At 64.2% G+C, this 16,598-nt stretch carries 16 protein-coding genes; 11 read left to right on the forward strand and 5 right to left on the reverse strand.

The window, feature by feature from the left end:
* Nucleotides 1-20: 20 nt before the first annotated feature.
* The 3 genes from RT131_RS08660 to RT131_RS08670 all read right to left on the reverse strand — a co-directional run bounded on the left by RT131_RS08660 (nucleotide 21) and on the right by RT131_RS08670 (nucleotide 4,546).
* Entirely contained in the window at nucleotides 21-1,316 is a 1,296-nt protein-coding gene (locus tag RT131_RS08660; RefSeq protein ID WP_313172043.1) for a replication-associated recombination protein A, read from the reverse strand.
* Nucleotides 1,317-1,444: 128 nt separating this feature from the next.
* The gene (gene lolA, locus RT131_RS08665) at nucleotides 1,445-2,083 is read right to left on the reverse strand and encodes an outer membrane lipoprotein chaperone LolA (RefSeq protein WP_313172045.1); all 639 of its coding nucleotides are present in this window, start codon (nucleotides 2,081-2,083) and stop codon (nucleotides 1,445-1,447) included.
* 93 nt (nucleotides 2,084-2,176) lie between these two features.
* Nucleotides 2,177-4,546, reverse strand: coding sequence for a DNA translocase FtsK 4TM domain-containing protein (locus RT131_RS08670; protein ID WP_313172047.1), 2,370 nt, complete (start codon nucleotides 4,544-4,546; stop codon nucleotides 2,177-2,179).
* A 289-nt stretch (nucleotides 4,547-4,835) separates the two neighbouring features.
* Here RT131_RS08670 and trxB point away from each other — a divergent pair, with 289 nt between their 5' ends.
* The 5 genes from trxB (at nucleotide 4,836) to infA (ending at nucleotide 8,908) form a co-directional block, all read left to right on the forward strand.
* Nucleotides 4,836-5,804, forward strand: coding sequence for a thioredoxin-disulfide reductase (trxB, locus tag RT131_RS08675; protein ID WP_313172049.1), 969 nt, complete (start codon nucleotides 4,836-4,838; stop codon nucleotides 5,802-5,804).
* A 35-nt stretch (nucleotides 5,805-5,839) separates the two neighbouring features.
* Complete coding sequence (locus tag RT131_RS08680; protein WP_313172050.1) at nucleotides 5,840-6,721, forward strand: metallophosphoesterase; 882 nt, start codon at nucleotides 5,840-5,842, stop codon at nucleotides 6,719-6,721.
* Nucleotides 6,718-7,860, forward strand: a complete 1,143-nt coding sequence (locus RT131_RS08685; RefSeq protein WP_313172051.1) for a GNAT family N-acetyltransferase — start codon at nucleotides 6,718-6,720, stop codon at nucleotides 7,858-7,860. Before RT131_RS08680 ends, RT131_RS08685 begins: the two co-directional genes overlap by 4 nt.
* The gene (aat, locus tag RT131_RS08690) at nucleotides 7,857-8,591 is read left to right on the forward strand and encodes a leucyl/phenylalanyl-tRNA--protein transferase (RefSeq protein ID WP_313172052.1); all 735 of its coding nucleotides are present in this window, start codon (nucleotides 7,857-7,859) and stop codon (nucleotides 8,589-8,591) included. The genes RT131_RS08685 and aat overlap by 4 nt, the downstream gene beginning before the upstream one ends.
* 98 nt (nucleotides 8,592-8,689) lie before the next feature.
* Nucleotides 8,690-8,908 carry a translation initiation factor IF-1 gene (gene infA, locus RT131_RS08695; RefSeq protein WP_005409596.1) on the forward strand — a complete coding sequence of 73 codons (219 nt, stop codon included), beginning with the start codon at nucleotides 8,690-8,692 and terminating at the stop codon, nucleotides 8,906-8,908.
* A 273-nt stretch (nucleotides 8,909-9,181) separates the two neighbouring features.
* Here infA and clpA read toward each other — a convergent pair whose 3' ends face one another.
* On the reverse strand, nucleotides 9,182-11,461 hold the full coding sequence (gene clpA, locus RT131_RS08700) for an ATP-dependent Clp protease ATP-binding subunit ClpA (protein WP_313172053.1): 2,280 nt from the start codon (nucleotides 11,459-11,461) through the stop codon (nucleotides 9,182-9,184).
* Between the two features lie 319 nt (nucleotides 11,462-11,780).
* Nucleotides 11,781-12,101, reverse strand: coding sequence for an ATP-dependent Clp protease adapter ClpS (gene clpS / locus RT131_RS08705; RefSeq protein ID WP_313172055.1), 321 nt, complete (start codon nucleotides 12,099-12,101; stop codon nucleotides 11,781-11,783).
* Nucleotides 12,102-12,205: 104 nt separating this feature from the next.
* On the opposite strand from clpS, the gene RT131_RS08710 reads away from it, so the two are divergent.
* From RT131_RS08710 to RT131_RS08735, 6 genes are all read left to right on the forward strand, one after another.
* Nucleotides 12,206-12,682 (forward strand): hypothetical protein, encoded by a 477-nt coding sequence (locus RT131_RS08710; RefSeq protein WP_313172057.1) that lies wholly within the window; start codon nucleotides 12,206-12,208, stop codon nucleotides 12,680-12,682.
* A 2-nt stretch (nucleotides 12,683-12,684) separates the two neighbouring features.
* Nucleotides 12,685-13,149: an NUDIX hydrolase gene (locus tag RT131_RS08715; RefSeq protein WP_313172059.1), complete on the forward strand. Its 465-nt coding sequence runs from the start codon at nucleotides 12,685-12,687 to the stop codon at nucleotides 13,147-13,149.
* Nucleotides 13,146-14,267, forward strand: a complete 1,122-nt coding sequence (mnmA, locus tag RT131_RS08720; RefSeq protein ID WP_313172061.1) for a tRNA 2-thiouridine(34) synthase MnmA — start codon at nucleotides 13,146-13,148, stop codon at nucleotides 14,265-14,267. The genes RT131_RS08715 and mnmA overlap by 4 nt, the downstream gene beginning before the upstream one ends.
* Nucleotides 14,268-14,276: 9 nt before the next feature.
* Nucleotides 14,277-14,891: a high frequency lysogenization protein HflD gene (gene hflD / locus RT131_RS08725; protein WP_313172063.1), complete on the forward strand. Its 615-nt coding sequence runs from the start codon at nucleotides 14,277-14,279 to the stop codon at nucleotides 14,889-14,891.
* A gap of 126 nt (nucleotides 14,892-15,017) precedes the next feature.
* Nucleotides 15,018-16,208: a methyl-accepting chemotaxis protein gene (locus RT131_RS08730; protein ID WP_313172065.1), complete on the forward strand. Its 1,191-nt coding sequence runs from the start codon at nucleotides 15,018-15,020 to the stop codon at nucleotides 16,206-16,208.
* Nucleotides 16,209-16,348: 140 nt separating this feature from the next.
* Complete coding sequence (locus RT131_RS08735) at nucleotides 16,349-16,537, forward strand: hypothetical protein (RefSeq protein WP_313172067.1); 189 nt, start codon at nucleotides 16,349-16,351, stop codon at nucleotides 16,535-16,537.
* Nucleotides 16,538-16,598 lie beyond the last annotated feature (61 nt).

Consider the following 16,598-nt stretch of genomic DNA (forward strand, 5'->3'; position numbering starts at 1 on the left):
CATTGGGTGGCGGATGGCGGTCATTTGCGCTGTGCGCGGGCCTGCTCGCGGGCGGTGCGCAGGCGATCAAGCTTGTCTTTCAACTTGATCTCCAGGCCGCGCTCGACCGGCTTGTAATAGACCTGTTCGCCCATGTCATCCGGGAACGCCGTCTGGTCCAGCGCGATACCGCCTTCGACGTCATGGTCGTACTGGTAGCCCTGGCCGTAGCCCAAGGTCTTCATCAGACGCGTGGGTGCGTTGCGCAGGTGCATCGGCACCGGCTGGGTGCCGTACTTCGCGATGTCGGCGCGGGCCGCATGCAAGGACATGTAGGCCGCGTTGGATTTGGCGGTACTGGCCAGGTACACGACCAGGTTGGACAGGGCGATATCGCCTTCCGGTGCGCCGATGCGGTCGTAGGCGTTCCAGACATTGATCGCCATTTCCAGCGCCCGCGGATCGGCCAGACCCACGTCCTCCACCGCCATGATGGTCAACCGACGCAGCAGGTAGGACGGATCACAGCCACCATCGAGCATGCGCGCCAGCCAGTAGATGGCGCCGTCCGGGTTGGAGCTGCGCACCGACTTGTGCAGTGCCGAGATCTGGTCATAGAACTGCTCGCCATTCTTGTCGAAGCGGCGGGTGCGGTCGGCCAATACCTGCAGCAGGGTTTCCGGGGTGATTTCACCGCCCTCGCCCGCGGCCAGTTCCGCGGCGATTTCCAGCAGGGTCAGGGCGCGGCGCACGTCGCCGTCGGCGGCGCGGGCTATCTCCAGCAGCGACTCGGCCGAGACCGTGATTTCCTGCTCGCCCAGCCCGCGCTCGGTATCGTCCAAGGCCCGCTGCAGCGCTTCCACCACGTCTTCGGGCGAGACCGACTCAAGTACGTGCACGCGACAGCGCGACAACAGTGCCGAGTTCAGCTCAAACGAAGGATTTTCGGTGGTCGCGCCGACAAAAATGATCGTGCCGCGCTCGATATGCGGCAGGAAGGCATCCTGCTGGGCCTTGTTGAAGCGGTGCACTTCGTCGACGAACAGCACCGTGCGTCGCCCTTCGGCGAAACGCTGCGCGGCTTCGGCCAGCACCTGGCGCACGTCGGGCAAGCCGGACAGCACGGCCGAGATGGCACGGAATTCGGCATCGGCATACTGGGCCAGCAGCAAGGCCAACGTAGTCTTGCCACAGCCCGGCGGGCCCCACAGGATCATCGAATGCACGCGCCCGGATTCGACCGCGCGGCGCAGCGCCGTGTTGGGTGCCAGCAAACGCTTCTGGCCGACCATCTCGTCCAGTGCACGCGGACGCATGCGCTCGGCGAGCGGACGCATATTGTCCCGGTCCGCTGTCAGCAGATCGGCGGGAGCTTCATCAAGAAAGATATTTCGGGATCTGGCCACGCCCACATTCTAGCAGCGTGGCCGCCCTGCCCCGGTCTCAAAAAACGGCGGCTCCGGGTTCAGCGTTCGCCGACCACGTCGACGTCCTTGCCCGGCACGAAACGGAAGGTACCGGCAGCGAAGCTCGGGTTCTTCTTCCAGCCGCTGAAGTTGATGATCGTGCGCTGGCCCACCGCGTCGGTCAGCTCCATCCGCGACAGCGCGCCACCGGAGAAGCCCAGTGCGGCGACATCGAAGCTGGCCTGGGTATCACGCTTGGGCGTGAGCGACAGCCACTGCATGCCGTCGCGCGGTGCGGCTTCTTCGCTGATGTCGTACTGCTGTTCCAGCAACGCCGGGTTGATCAGCGCGGTGAGCGGATTGTTCTGCTCCTCGGTGCCCTGCGGGCTGACCCGGGCCTGCTCCAGGTCCGGCTCGTAAACCCACAGCTTGCTGCCGTCGGCAATGATCAGCTGTGGATGCGGACGGGTGTACTCCCAGCGGAACTGGCGCGGTGCCGACAGCGCCACGCGGCCGCTGGAGGATTCCTTGACCCGGCCACGTTGATCCACCACCTGCTGCGCGAACTGGCCATCGAGGCCGCGCAGGCCGCTGGTGAAGGACTTCAGGTCGTCGCGGGCGCCGGCATGCGCATCCGCAGCAAGGCCGGCACAGGCCAGGGCAACAGCAAGAACGGAGTGGCGCAGGAATGCAGTCATGGCGGCTTGGGATAGTTATGTCGTTGGTGAGGCAGAGTCTGCCTCTTACAAACTGAATGGGCGGCAATCAATCACTGAATGCCGCCCTTGCGTTCATTGTTTGGGCGGCGGCGGAGCCAGTACGGTGCGGTCGCCGTTGTGCTCGGGCGCGGTCACCACACCGGCCGCTTCCATCGCTTCGATCAGACGCGCGGCGCGGTTGTAGCCGATCTTCAGGCGCCGCTGCACGCCGGAAATCGAGGCGCGGCGGGTTTCGGTGACGATACGCAGCGCCTCGTCGTACAGCGGGTCGGATTCATCACCGCCACCGCCGCTGGCTTCCGGCAGGCCGTTGGCCCCCACCACCACGCCATCGCCCATGGTCTGCACTTCGTCCAGCACGCCCTCGATGTAATCGGTGGGGCCGCTGGCCTTGAGGTGCTCGACCACGCGGTGCACTTCCTCGTCGGAGACGAAGGCGCCGTGCACGCGGTCCGGCATGGCTGTGCCCGGCGGCAGGTACAGCATGTCGCCGTTGCCCAGCAGCGCTTCGGCGCCGGACTGATCGAGGATGGTGCGCGAATCGATCTTGGAGCTGACCTGGAAGGCGATGCGGGTCGGGATGTTGGCCTTGATCAGGCCGGTGATCACGTCCACCGACGGGCGCTGCGTGGCCAGGATCAGATGGATGCCGGCCGCACGTGCCTTCTGCGCCAGGCGCGCGATCAGCTCTTCGACCTTCTTGCCGACGATCATCATCATGTCGGCGAACTCGTCGATGAAGATGACGATGAACGGCAGCGGTTCCAGCGGACGCGGCGCCTCGCCCATCTCGGGATTCGGCTTGAACAGCGGGTCCATCAGCGGCTGGCCGGCGTCGATGGCGTCCTTCACCTTCTTGTTGAAGCCGGCCAGGTTGCGCACGCCCACCGCACTCATCAGCTTGTAGCGGCGTTCCATTTCGGCCACGCACCAACGCAGGCCGTTACCGGCCTCCTTCATGTCGGTGACCACCGGCGCCAGCAGGTGGGGGATGCCCTGGTAGACGCTGAGCTCCAGCATCTTCGGGTCGATCATCAGCATGCGCAGGTCTTTCGGGCTGGCCTTGTACAGCAGGCTCAGCACCATCGCGTTGACCGCAACGGACTTGCCCGAGCCGGTGGTACCGGCCACCAGCAGGTGCGGCATGCGCGCCAGGTCGGCCACGCTGGGGCGGCCGGCGATGTCCTTGCCCAGAGCCAGCGTCAACACGCTGGCCGACTTGTCGTATTCCTTGGAGCGCAGCAGCTCGGACAGGAAGATCATCTCGCGGGTGACGTTGGGGATTTCCAGGCCGATCACCGACTTGCCCGGAATCACATCAACCACACGCACCGACTTGACCGACAGGCCACGGGCGATGTCCTTGTCCAGCGAACTGATCTGGCTGACCTTGATGCCCGGCGCCGGTTCGATCTCGAAACGGGTGATCACCGGGCCAGGATAGGCGCCGACGACCTGCGCATCGATGCGGAAGTCCTTGAGCTTGAACTCGATCTGCCGCGACAGGGTCTCCAGCGTCTGTTCGTCGTAGCCCTTGGCCTGCGGCTTCGGGTCGTCAAGCAGGGCCAGCGGCGGGATGTCCGAGCCATCGCCATTGACGCCCTGGAACATCGGGATCTGCGTCTCGCGCTTGGCGCGGTCGCTCTTCTCTATGATCGGCGTGGGGCGCGGTTCGATCTTCACCGGCTCGCGCTTGGCGCGGACCTCGGCATCGACCTTGCGCACTTCCTCGCGTTCCTCACGCAGCACGCGGGTCTGCTGCCACTCATTGGCCTGTTCTTTCTTCTTGTTGAGCATCGGCCCCAGGGCCAACACCCACTTGCCGATTTTCTCCATCACCGCAAACCACGACAAACCGGTGGCCAAGGTGATCGAGGTCAACAACAGCACCAGCAGGAACAGATTGCTGCCCACCGGGCCAAAGCCGGTCTGCAGTGATTTGCCTACCAATACGCCCAAGCCACCACCGGCACGGGCGACATCACCCGGCGGCAGGCGCAGGTACAGGAAACCGGTGGCACCAATCAGGAAACCGACAATGCCGACCAGTCGCAGCGCCGGCCCCAGGTCATCCTGGCCGCGCTCGTCGGTCTTCTTCAGGCCGAACATGGCGATCCACGCCACCGCAGCCAGCATCACCGGGATCAGGTAGGCCACATAGCCAAACAGCTGGCGCAGCACATCGGCAATCCACGCGCCGACCTTGCCGCCCATGTTGTGCACGGGCGCAACCACCGAACCCGACTGTGACCAGCCCGGATCCGTGGGCGAATACGTGAACAGACTGGCCAGCAGGTACAGCAGCGCGGGCGCGATCGCGATCAGCGCCAGATCACGCCAGAGCTTTTGACGACGCGGATTGTCTACTGCTGCAGCCGCCGACTTGCGCGCATCAGCGGCAGCCTTGGGGCTTTTGTCGCGTTCCGGGACCTGTTTCGCCACCTTTGACCAGACCTTAAAAATGCACGGTTAGTGATTGATATTAAACGACAGATCGTCGGGTTTCACCCGCTTGCAGCGCATTGCGGTACGGCTGACAGACAGAAAACGTCAAAAAGCCGCCAGACAGCGGCGGCAGCAATGAAGGAAACAGCGGAGTTGTATCCAACGGGCCGCGCAGTTCCATTCACGTGCCTTGATTCACCGGGGTCCGACCGCCACTCTATTGGCTTGCCCGGACAGTTGCAGACTGCCGCGTTCGGGCCACCAATCCTGACTTTCGCGAGTATACATGAGCACTTCCAGCCTCCCGACCAAGCACACCCGCCTGTTGATCCTCGGCTCTGGCCCTGCCGGCTGGACCTCTGCCGTCTACGGCGCGCGCGCAAACCTGAAGCCGTTGGTCGTCACCGGCCTGCAGCAGGGCGGCCAGCTGATGACCACCACCGAGGTCGACAACTGGCCGGGTGATGCCCACGGCCTGATGGGTCCGGACCTGATGGCGCGCATGCAGGCGCATGCCGAGCGCTTCGAAACCGAAGTGGTGTTCGACCACATCCATACCGCCGACCTGTCCAAGCGCCCGTTCACCCTGACCGGTGACAACGCCCAGTACACCGCCGACGCGCTGATCATCGCCACCGGCGCCACCGCCAAGTACCTGGGCATTCCGTCCGAGGAAGCCTTCAAGGGCCGCGGCGTGTCTGCCTGCGCCACCTGTGACGGCTTCTTCTACCGCGACCAGGACGTGGTCGTGGTCGGCGGCGGCAACACTGCCGTTGAGGAGGCGCTGTACCTGTCCAATATCGCCCGCAAGGTTTACCTGGTCCACCGCCGCGACACCTTGAAGGCGGAAAAGATCATGCAGGACAAGCTGTTCGCCAAGGTCGCCGCCGGCAAGATCGAGACCGTGTGGCACCACCAGGTCGACGAAGTGCTGGGCAATGACGCTGGTGTCACCGGTGTGCGCGTGAAGTCCACCCTGGACGGCAGCACCCGTGATATCGAAGCCCACGGCTTCTTCGTCGCCATCGGCCACCAGCCCAACACCGAGTTGTTCACCGGTCAGCTGGCGATGAACAACGGCTACCTGGAAATCCGCTCCGGCCTGGGCGGCAATGCCACCATGACCTCGGTCGAAGGCGTGTTCGCCGCCGGCGACGTCGCCGACCAGCACTACCGCCAGGCCATCACCTCGGCCGGCTTCGGCTGCATGGCCGCACTGGACGCCGAGCGCTTCCTGGACGAAAAGGGCGCCTGAGCGCCCCGCTCCGCCCGCCTGCCATGGACAAGCTGATGATCAAGCAGCTGCTGTTCCATGGCAGCTGGCTGGTCTTTCCTGTCATCGCCTGGCTGCTGTGGCGTTGGCGCAATCCGCGCCACCGGCCGGTGCTTGCGGTGCTGCTGCTTGGCTGCAGCGTGTTCGTCTGGGCACGCTTCATCGAGCCGCAGATGATCGTGATCAGGCACACCACGCTGGAACGTACCGGTACCGCTGCCCGCATCGCCCTGGTCAGTGACATCCACCTGGGCGTCTACAAGGATCGGCGCTTCCTGGAGCGATTGGTGGCGCGCATCAACGATCAGGATGTCCACGCGGTGGCGATCGTCGGCGACCTGACCTACGAGCCGCAAGGCCTATCGCTGCAGGAGCTGTTCGCGCCGCTGGCGGACCTGCGCGCGCCTGCGTTTGTGGTGCTCGGCAACCACGACCAGCAACAGCCCGGCCCGGACATCGACAAACCCCTGCGTGCCGCACTCGCCGCGTATGGCATGAACGTCATCGAAGGACGCCTGCTCCGGGATACCAACGGCGTGAACTGGGCGGGCCTCGGCGACCGCTGGGCCGGCCGGGATGACGCGCGCTTCCTGCTCGGGGGCGGGGCATTGCTCGGACCCACGATCATTCTTGCCCACAACCCCGACAGCGCCATGCAGGTCTGCGCCGGCAATGTGGCCGTTGTTCTCGCTGGGCATACGCATGGCGGACAGATCCGCATCCCCTGGCTGTACCGCAAGGTCATTCCGAGCGCTTATGGCTTCGATCGCGGTGAGCAGGTCATGCAGGGCGCCTGCGGTCCGATACGGGTTTTCACCACCAGCGGTACCGGAGAGATCGGCCTGCCATTGCGCCTGTTCAACCCACCCGTCATCGACGTATTGACGCTGGAACCATGAACCTGCGTTTGCAACCTCGTGTCCTGCACAGCCTTGCAGCGTTGCGCGCCGCGCAGTGGGATGCCCTGCATGACGGCAGCAACCCCTTCGTCGGCCACGCCTTCCTCAGTGGGCTGGAGCAGCATGGCTGCCTGCGCCCGGAATGGGGCTGGCAGGCCCAGCACCTGAGCCTGTGGCGCGACGACGAACTTGTTGCTGCCGCCCCCGGCTACCTGAAGCAGAACTCGCATGGCGAGTTCGTGTTCGATCATGCCTGGGCCAACGCGTATGCACGCCATGGCCTGGCGTATTTCCCGAAATGGCTGTGCGGCGTGCCCTATTCACCGGTCACCGGGCCGCGCCTGTTGGCCCGCAGCGAGGCTGATCGGCAGGCATTGATCGAGGCCATCGTTGGCCATGTGCAGGACAATGACTTGTCGTCTGCGCATATCAACTTCCATCTGGCCGATGAGAACCCATTGTTCGACGCGCAGTGGCTGCAGCGCGATGACGTGCAGTTCCAGTGGCAGCGCCAGCCGGGCTGGAAGAGCTTTGATGACTTCATCGGCGCGATGGATCACAAGCGGCGCAAGAACATCCGCCAGGAGCGCGCCAAGGTCGCCCGCGCCCGCATCCGCTTCGTCGTGCGCCACGGCGATGAGGCCAGCGCGGACGAATTGCGCGCCATGCACGGTTTCTACCTCCAGACCTTTGCCGAGTACGGCAACGCGCCGGCGCTGACCCTGGCTTTTCTGTGCCATATGGCTGAGCAGATGCCGCGCCAGCTGGTGTTGTTCCTGGCGATCCAGGATGGCGAGCCGATTGCTGGTGCGCTGTGCCTGCGTGGCGCGGATACGCTGTACGGACGCTACTGGGGCGGCGCCGCCCTGCCCGGCCTGCACTTCGAGACCTGTTATTACCAAGGCATCGACTACTGCCTGCGCGAAGGCCTGCAGCGCTTCGAGCCCGGCGCCCAGGGCGAGCACAAACTGGCGCGTGGCTTTCTTCCAACACAGGTGCGCAGCCACCATTGGCTGGCCCATCCGCAGTTCCGCGAGGCCGCACGTGACTGGTGCGCCCGCGAGCGCGAGGATGTCGCGACCTATGGCGCAGACCTGCTGCGCCATTCACCCTTCAAGCTGGACGATCCATCGCAATGAGCAACAAGGGCCCGTTCCTGCTGGACAGCGCCAGCGATGCACCATTCCCGCCCGCCGAGCTGGCCTTGCAGGAGCCCGATGGCCTGCTTGCCGTCGGCGGCGATCTCAGCCCGGTGCGCCTGCTCAATGCCTATGCCGGCGGCATTTTTCCGTGGTTCTCCGAGGGCCAGCCGCTGCTGTGGTGGTCGCCGGACCCGCGCATGGTGTTCCGTACCGACAAGGTCCACCTGTCCTCGCGCTTCCGCCGCGGGCTGCGCAACAGCAAGTGGACCCTCCGCGCCGATACCGCGTTCTCGGAGGTGATGCAGGCCTGCGCCTCAGCCCCGCGTCCCGGCCAGGATGGCACCTGGATCACCCCCGCCATGCACCAGGCCTATGTCACCCTGCATCACCTCGGCTACGCGCATTCGGTGGAAGTATTTGACGAGGAGGCGTTGGTAGGTGGCATCTATGGCGTCGCCATCGGCCAGATGTTCTTCGGCGAAAGCATGTTCAGTGGCCGTAGCGGCGGTTCCAAGGTGGCACTGGCGGCCTTGGCCGGGACGTTGGCCCAATGGGGCTGGCCGTTGATGGATGCACAGGTGGAGAACCCGCACCTGCTGCGGATGGGCGCCGAGCATCTACCCCGTTCGGCGTTCCTCGAAAGCGTCCGCGAGCTGGTGCAACGACCCGGGGACGCGGGGGGCTGGACGCGCCGGTTTGGCGAGTTGGCTGCAGCGGCATTGGCCTGAATACCGAGGTTTAACGCAAACTTTGCATCCCGGCCCGCGAAAGCGTAAAATGCCCGCCCTTAGGCCCAATGGCCGTCCGCAGAACCGCACAGGACTACATGTCGAAAGACGACTCCATCGAGTTCGAAGGCACCGTCAGCGAGACGTTGCCGAACACCACTTTCCGTGTTCGCCTGGAAAATGGGCATGAAATCATTGCCCACATTTCCGGTCGCATGCGCAAGAACTACATCCGCATCCTGACCGGCGACCGTGTCAAGGTTGAGATGACGCCGTACGACCTTACCAAGGGCCGTATCACCTACCGCATGAAGTAATGCGGTAAGTCGAGCGTTAGCCGAAAGCCAGCCTTCGCGCTGGCTTTTTCGCGTGGCCAGGATTCCATGTAGTGCCGAGCCATGCTCGGCAGAAGCGTTACCGGAAATGCCCCCGTAGTGCCGAGCCATGCTCGGCAGAGGCGTTACCGGGAAAGCCTCTGCCGAGCATGGCTCGGCACTACAAAATAAACCCCCGCATCGCTGGATGCGGGGGTTTGCGTGTGCCGAAACCATCCTGGCTTCGCGGCTTACGCCACTCCTGCAAGCGCAGGCTTACACCGTTGCCGGCAACAGATGCTCCGGCTCGGCTTCGGTCTCCACGATCAGTTCGCCGTCGCGGACGTCGATGCTCACCTTGCCGCCATTCAACAGCTTGCCGAACAGCAGTTCGTCGGCCAGCGGGCGCTTCACCTTGTCCTGGATCACGCGGTGCATCGGGCGTGCACCCATGTCCGCATCGAAGCCGTGGTGAGCCAGCCATTCGCGCGCGGCAGGGGTGGCCGACAACGAAACGTGCTTGTCCTGCAGCAGCATCTCCAGCTCGATCAGGAACTTGTCCACCACCCGCAGGATGTGATCGAAGCCCAGCGGCTGGAACTGCACCACGGCATCCAGGCGGTTGCGGAACTCCGGGGTGAAGCTCTTGCGGATCACCTCCATCGCGTCGGTGGCGTGGTTCTGCTTGGTGAAGCCGATCGAGCGCCGCGCGGCCTGGGTGGCACCGGCATTGGTGGTCATCACCAGGATCACGTTCTTGAAATTGGCTTCACGGCCATTGGTGTCGGTGAGCACGCCGCGATCCATGACCTGCAACAGGATGTTGAAGATGTCCGGATGCGCCTTCTCCACCTCGTCCAGCAGCAGCACGCAGTGCGGGGTCTTGACGATCTTCTCGGTCAACAGGCCGCCCTGGTCGAAGCCAACATAGCCCGGAGGCGCACCGATCAGGCGACTGACCGAATGCGGCTCCATGTACTCGGACATGTCAAAGCGCACCAGCTCGATACCCAGCTGCAATGCCAGCTGACGGGTTACTTCGGTCTTGCCCACGCCGGTGGGGCCGGCGAACAGGAAGTTGCCGATGGGCTTGTCCGGACTGGCCAGCCCGGAACGCGACAGCTTGATCGCGGATGCCAGCGATTCAATGCCCTGGTCCTGGCCGAAGATCACCATCTTCAGGTTGCGCTCCAGGTGCTGCAGCACGTCCTTGTCGGTAGCGGTGACCTGCTTGGCCGGGATGCGCGCCATCTTGGCGATGATGGCTTCGATCTCCTCGACGTCGATGCGCTCCTTGCGCTGCCCTTCCGGAAGCAGGCGCTGGCGTGCGCCGGCCTCGTCGATCACGTCGATGGCCTTGTCCGGCAGCAGACGGTCGGCAATGTGCTTGACCGACAGGTCCACCGCCGCCTGCAGCGCATCATCGGCATAGGTCACGCCGTGGTGGGTCTCGTACTTGGGCCGCAAGCCCTTGAGGATCTCGTAGGTCTCGCCAACGGTGGGCTCGACGATGTCGATCTTCTGGAAGCGCCGCGCCAGGGCACGGTCCTTCTCGAAGATGCCGCGGTACTCCTGGAACGTGGTCGAACCGATGCAGCGCAGCTCACCGGAAGCCAGTGCGGGCTTGATCAGGTTGGACGCATCCATGGTGCCGCCCGATGCCGAGCCAGCACCGATGATGGTGTGGATCTCGTCAATGAACAGCACCGAGTTGGGGATCTTCTTCAGTGCGGTGATCACGCCCTTGAGGCGCTTCTCGAAATCGCCGCGGTATTTGGTGCCGGCCACCAGTGCGCCAAGATCCAGTGAATAGATCACCGCATCGGCGAGCACGTCCGGCACCTCGCCATCGACGATGCGCTTGGCCAGGCCTTCAGCGATGGCGGTCTTGCCCACGCCGGCTTCACCGACATACAGCGGATTGTTCTTGCGACGACGGCACAGTACCTGGATGGTGCGCTCGATCTCATCGCGACGCCCCACCAGCGGATCAATCTTGCCGGCCTTGGCCTGCTCGTTGAGGTTGCTGGCGAACTCGGTCAGCGAATCGCCCTTGCCCTCGCCGTCGCCGCCCTCGACGCGACCCTCACCTTCAAGTGGGGAGGACATCTCCGGATCGTCGCCACCCTTGCCCACGCCATGCGACAGGTAATTGACCACATCCAGGCGGGTGACATCCTGCTGGTTGAGGTAATAGACCGCATGCGACTCCTTTTCGCCGAAGATCGCCACCAGTACGTTGGCACCGGTAACCTCCTTCTTGCCGGAGGACTGCACGTGGTACACCGCCCGCTGCAGCACGCGCTGGAAGCCAAGGGTCGGCTGGGTGTCACGCCCATCGTCTTCGGCCAGCAGCGAGACCGAGGCATTGATTGCCTTTTCAAGCTCGCGCCCCAGTCGCTCCAGATCCGCGCCACACGCCTTCAGTACCGCTTGTGCCGAGGCATTCTCCAACAACGCCAACAATAGATGTTCAACCGTCATGTACTCATGACGGGCTTCTCGGGCGCGCTTGTAGCACTGACCAATGGTCTGCTCGAGGTCTTTACTGAACATAAGGCACTCCGGTTGCGGTTGGAGACAATATGCGGCCTGGCAACGATTTTTCCAGCACCCTAGCGACGAAGATGTAGACGCCGTGTCAGCAAGCCCGGCAAATCGCCCCTGGCCATGAATCCTGCATTCAGTTTCAACGTAAGAACAGTGCCGACGCTGCTGCCGTAGCTATCAGGGCGCAACGCACCGTTCCGCTTTTCGCAGACCGTGCAGCTTTCCACTACCGGGGTTTTACACTGCCTGCACCGTTCGTGCGGCGCTGGCGCTGATAACCATGTCGCATGGTCAGCAGGGCGCGCGCAGACGCCCTGGCGCTGGCTCAGGCCCGCTCCATCGTGCACAGCAACGGGTGCTGGTTCATCCGCGAGAACTCGTTGACCTGGGCCACCTTGGTTTCGGCAACCTCACGGGTATACACCCCGCAGATGCCGCGGCCGCGCGTATGTACATGCAGCATCACCTGGGTTGCCTTGTCCATGTCCATGGAAAAGAAACTCTGCAGGACGGTCACCACGAAATCCATCGGGGTGTAATCGTCGTTCAGCAGCATCACCTGGTACTGCGGCGGGGGCGCAACCTCGGGTTTGCCGGGGGCAACCAGCAGGCCGTGTTCGCTGTCATGTTGGGTCTTTTGGGACATGTGTCGATTATAGCCGTTCCAGGTGGCCGTCTTTTGACCATTGGACGGCGGGCCCCCTGCCCCCGCACAATTTACAGGCTAACCATCCATTCCTTGGGGAAAACATGAAGAAATCCGTACTCAGCATCGCCTTGCTGGCCCTGGCTGGCGCCACCGCCGGGAGCGCGTTCGCCGGTGAACCCGACCGTGCGGTCGGCCGCCTGCTCGACACCTTGAAGTACAAGTACGAGGTGGACGCCGATGGTGACTACCAGCTGGTCTTCGAAATGGACGACGACCGCACCCAGCTTGTATTCGTGCGTTCCAATGTCGAGACCTATGGCAGCCATCATGTCCGTGAAATCTGGTCGCCGGGTTACAAGTCCTCCGGCCCGCAGTTCCCGGCGCTGGTTGCCAACCGTCTGCTGGAGGATTCCAACGACTCCAAGCTGGGCGGCTGGGTAAAGCAGGGTGAGGTTGCCATGTTCGTGGTCAAGATCGATGCCGATGCCAGCTCCGAGGTGTTGTCCGACGCCATCGACGCTGCCGCCAAGAGCGCCGATGCGATCGAACTGGAAATGACGTCCAAGGACGAGTACTGAGCGTGAATGCATTGCAGTCCCAGCGATGGGCGCCACATGTAACCGTGGCCACCGTGGTCTCCCGCGCAGGGCAACTGCTGCTGGTAGAGGAAGAAAAGAACGGCCGGCGGGTATTGAACCAGCCGGCTGGCCACCTCGAGCCGGGTGAGAGCCTGCTCGAGGCGGCTGTACGCGAAACCCGCGAGGAGACCGGCTGGGACGTGCGCCTGACCGGTTTCATTGGCAGTTACCAATGGACGGCGGCTGACGGCACGCCGTTCCTGCGCTTTGCCTTTGCCGCCGAGCCACAGCAGCACCACCCGCTGCAGGCGCTGGACACCGGCATCGTGCAGGCACTGTGGATGAGCCCGGTGGCCCTGCAGGCCGAGATGGCAAGGCTGCGCAGCCCGCTGGTCTGGCATACGATTTCCGATTGGCTGGCTGGCCAGCGCTACCCGCTTTCGATCGTGCGACAGGTGGCACCGTGACTACTCCAAAGATCGTGGTCGGCGTTTCCGGCGGCGTGGATTCGTCGGTGGCCGCGCTCACCCTGGTCCAGCAAGGCCTGGATGTGGCCGGTCTGTTCATGCAGAACTGGGCCGACGATGGCAGCGGCCATTGCCGTGCCGAGGATGATCGCCGTGATGCGGTCGCGGTCTGCGGCAGGCTGGACATTCCGTTCCATTTCCGCGATTTCTCCAGCGAATACTGGCAAGGGGTGTTCGAGCACTTCCTCGCCGAATATGCTGCCGGCCGCACACCCAACCCGGACGTGCTGTGCAACCGCGAAGTGAAGTTCAAGCACTTCCTGGACGCGGCCCGTGAGCTGGGCGCCGAGCGTATCGCTACCGGCCACTATGCCCAGGTCGACCACTCCGGCGGCCGCTGGCGGCTGCTGCGCGGCGCCGACCGCGGCAAGGACCAGAGCTACTTCCTGCACCAGCTGGGCCAGACCCAGCTGGCAGCGACATTGTTCCCGATCGGGCACATGGAAAAGAGCGAGCTGCGGCATATTGCCCGCGAGGCGGGACTGCCCACGCATGCCAAGAAGGATTCCACTGGCATCTGCTTCATTGGTGAGCGTGACTTCCGTGAGTTCCTGGGCCAGTACCTGCCCGCCCGCGAGGGCGAAATCCACGACCCCGATGGGCAGGTCATCGCCCGCCATCCCGGCGTGTTCTATTTCACCCTGGGCCAGCGCGAGGGCCTGAACATCGGCGGCGTACGTGGGCGCCCGGCCGCGCCGTGGTTCGTGGTTGGCAAGGACGTGGCACGCAACATCCTGTACGTTGACCAGGGGCATGACAGCCCCTGGTTGCAGTCCAACTGGCTGCGCAGCGAGACCATGCACTGGATCGCCGGTACCCCGCCCGCCCGGGAATTCGCCTGCACCGCGCAGACCCGCTACCGCCAACCGGACGAAGCCTGCACCGTAAAGGTGCGCGATGACGGCACGTTGGATGTGCATTTCGCGCGCCCGCAACGCGCCGTCACCCCCGGCCAATCGCTGGTGCTTTACGACGGCATGGAGTGCCTGGGTGGTGCAGTGATCGCTGCGACCGATGCACCTTTGGAGCGCCGCCTGGGCGCCCCTGTTTCCCCTTGAGAGATGACCATGACCTTTTCCATCGATGACCGTGTACTTGCCCTGGCTGGCATCGCCCAGGCCTTGCAGCAGGTACGCCGCATCGCAGAAACCGGCCATTCGGAGAGCGCCGTGGTGCGCACCGCGATGGACAGCGTAATGCGTATTGATGCCAGCTCGCCTGCCGCGGTCTATGGCAGTGCAACCCAGGTCGAGCCCGGCCTGCGCCTGCTGCGTGACTACTTCCGCAACCAGGGCAAGGACGACCTGCTGCCGCGGCTTGCCCTGTCGGTGATGCAGCTGGAACGCCGTTTCGTGCGCGAAGGCGCGACGATCGACAAGGTGGAGGCCGGCATCGAGCGTGCTGCCGGCATCGCCCGTGAGCGCGGCGACAGCTGCCACCCGGACGTGCTCAATGCGATGGGCGCGCTGTATGCGGAGACCATCAGCCAGCTCAAGCCCAAGATCATGGTGCAGGGCAACCCGCACTACCTGGGCCAGGCGATGGTGGTGTCGGAGATCCGTGCGCTGCTGCTGGCAGCGGTGCGTTCGGCGGTGCTGTGGCGGCAGCTGGGTGGCGCGTACTGGGATTTCCTGTTCTCACGCAAGGCCATGCTCGAAGCCATCGAGCGCCGCCTGCGCTGAATGGCGACGCCCGCAGCCGCCGTGGTTGCGGGCTACGTCGCAAAACCTCCGGGGATTCGCGCCAGCAGGGCTAAAGACCCCCTGCCCACTGCCGATACTGCATTCGTGACTCTCCCGAGAACGTCCATGTATTCACGTATTGCAATCCGTTTGGCAGCCCCACTGGTCCTCACCCTTCTGGTCGTGGTTGCTGCTGCCCTGTCCTGGCCCTCGGCGGCCCTGTGGGCGATCCTGACCACCATGGTGTTGAGCTGGCTGGTGTTTGCCTGGTGGAGCGTGCATTCGCAAGCCCAGCGCTCGCCCGAGCATGCCAAGGTGCTGAAAGAGCAGGACCAGTTGCTCAACGAGCTGCGCAACTTCGTCAGCAACGAGATCGACGGCTCGCGCAGCGAGATCGAGCGCGCCCGCGAGCTGATCCGGCAGGCGGTCGGCGGCCTGGGCGGCAGCTTTGATGCGATGAGCCGCAAGTCGCGCCAGCAGAGCCAGGCGCTGGCCCGCATCGTTGACCGTGCCGGCGATGAAGGTGGCGGCGGTGTCGATGTTGCCCGCTTCGCCCAGAACGCCAGCCACCAGATGGAACAGCTGGTGGAAGCACTTGAGCAGGTCAGCGGCCAGAGCAGCAATACCGTGCAGCACATCGACCAGATGGCACAGCACCTGGACGGCATTTTTGCCCTGCTCGAAGACGTCAAGTCGATTGCCGACCAGACCAACCTGCTGGCCCTGAATGCGGCCATCGAAGCGGCGCGTGCCGGTGAGGCCGGTCGTGGCTTTGCGGTGGTGGCCGACGAGGTGCGCAACCTCTCCGAACGTTCCACCACCTTCAACGAGCAGATCCGCAAGCTGGCCCACAGTTCCAAGGACGCGATCGCCAAGGTGCGTGAAACCGTCACCCATATGGCGTCGCGCGACATGGACCGCTCCCGTGAGGCGCGCCTGGAAGCCGCCTCGATGCTGGACAGCGTGGCCGCCATCAATGCCTCGCTGGGCGATGGCATGCGTGAGATCTCCGAGTGCGGCCGCGCCATCGACGGCAGTGTCGCCGAAGCCGTGCGCGCCCTGCAGTTCGAAGACATCGCCACCCAGGCGCTGGGCGGCGTGCATACCCACCTGGACCGCCTGGGCGCGATCAACCGTGAAGCGGTCGCCCTGCAGGAGCTGCTGCACCGCAATGGCGGCGTGTTCGACGGCGAGATGGTCAGTGCGCTGCAGCGTACCGGCAGCCGTCTGCGCGAGATGCGCGTGGAATGGGAGCGTCCGCCGCACAAGCCGGTTTCCCAGCAGAGCATGGGCGCAGGCACGGTGGAATTGTTCTGATTCCAGCCTGCTCCCGTTTTGCATGCAAGCCCCGGTCTTCGACCGGGGCTTTGCTGTTGCCTCGTCCACATTGATAGATGCTCAACCAGCGCCCCCCTGCCGACACGAATCCGGAGCCAGCATCGCAGCTGGCCGCCACCATGCCGCCAGTCGCCCCGGTCAGCGGCCCGGCGCTGAACCGCCGCGCGCAACTCGCTCAGCTCGAGGACAGCGCGCAGCAGGAAATAGTGGCCTTGCGTGCACGCCGCGATGGCGAGGGAAATCCTGCGGGTGCAGAAACAGCCGACTGGCTGACATCCAGCATCGATTGGGACCTGTCTGTCCCCTGAAACACCCCCCCCAGCCGGTCAACATGCGTGCAAGCACAATGCCTTTCTTGTGGGAGCGGCG

The organism is Stenotrophomonas sp., assembly GCF_032066555.1.
Lineage (GTDB): Bacteria > Pseudomonadota > Gammaproteobacteria > Xanthomonadales > Xanthomonadaceae > Stenotrophomonas.

Excerpts from the sequence above, each read along its gene's own strand:
- RT131_RS08685 (WP_313172051.1), top strand. The coding sequence starts at position 6,718 with ATGAACCTGCGTTTGCAACCTCGTGTCCTGCACAGCCTTGCAGCGTTG.
- RT131_RS08710 (WP_313172057.1), top strand. The coding sequence starts at position 12,206 with ATGAAGAAATCCGTACTCAGCATCGCCTTGCTGGCCCTGGCTGGCGCC.
- aat (WP_313172052.1), top strand. The coding sequence starts at position 7,857 with ATGAGCAACAAGGGCCCGTTCCTGCTGGACAGCGCCAGCGATGCACCA.
- clpA (WP_313172053.1), bottom strand. The coding sequence starts at position 11,461 with ATGTTCAGTAAAGACCTCGAGCAGACCATTGGTCAGTGCTACAAGCGC.
- RT131_RS08660 (WP_313172043.1), bottom strand. The coding sequence starts at position 1,316 with ATGCGTCCGCTCGCCGAGCGCATGCGTCCGCGTGCACTGGACGAGATG.
- RT131_RS08735 (WP_313172067.1), top strand. The coding sequence starts at position 16,349 with ATGCCGCCAGTCGCCCCGGTCAGCGGCCCGGCGCTGAACCGCCGCGCG.
- clpS (WP_313172055.1), bottom strand. The coding sequence starts at position 12,101 with ATGTCCCAAAAGACCCAACATGACAGCGAACACGGCCTGCTGGTTGCC.
- RT131_RS08680 (WP_313172050.1), top strand. The coding sequence starts at position 5,840 with ATGATCAAGCAGCTGCTGTTCCATGGCAGCTGGCTGGTCTTTCCTGTC.
- RT131_RS08730 (WP_313172065.1), top strand. The coding sequence starts at position 15,018 with ATGTATTCACGTATTGCAATCCGTTTGGCAGCCCCACTGGTCCTCACC.
- trxB (WP_313172049.1), top strand. The coding sequence starts at position 4,836 with ATGAGCACTTCCAGCCTCCCGACCAAGCACACCCGCCTGTTGATCCTC.
- hflD (WP_313172063.1), top strand. The coding sequence starts at position 14,277 with ATGACCTTTTCCATCGATGACCGTGTACTTGCCCTGGCTGGCATCGCC.
- lolA (WP_313172045.1), bottom strand. The coding sequence starts at position 2,083 with ATGACTGCATTCCTGCGCCACTCCGTTCTTGCTGTTGCCCTGGCCTGT.
- infA (WP_005409596.1), top strand. The coding sequence starts at position 8,690 with ATGTCGAAAGACGACTCCATCGAGTTCGAAGGCACCGTCAGCGAGACG.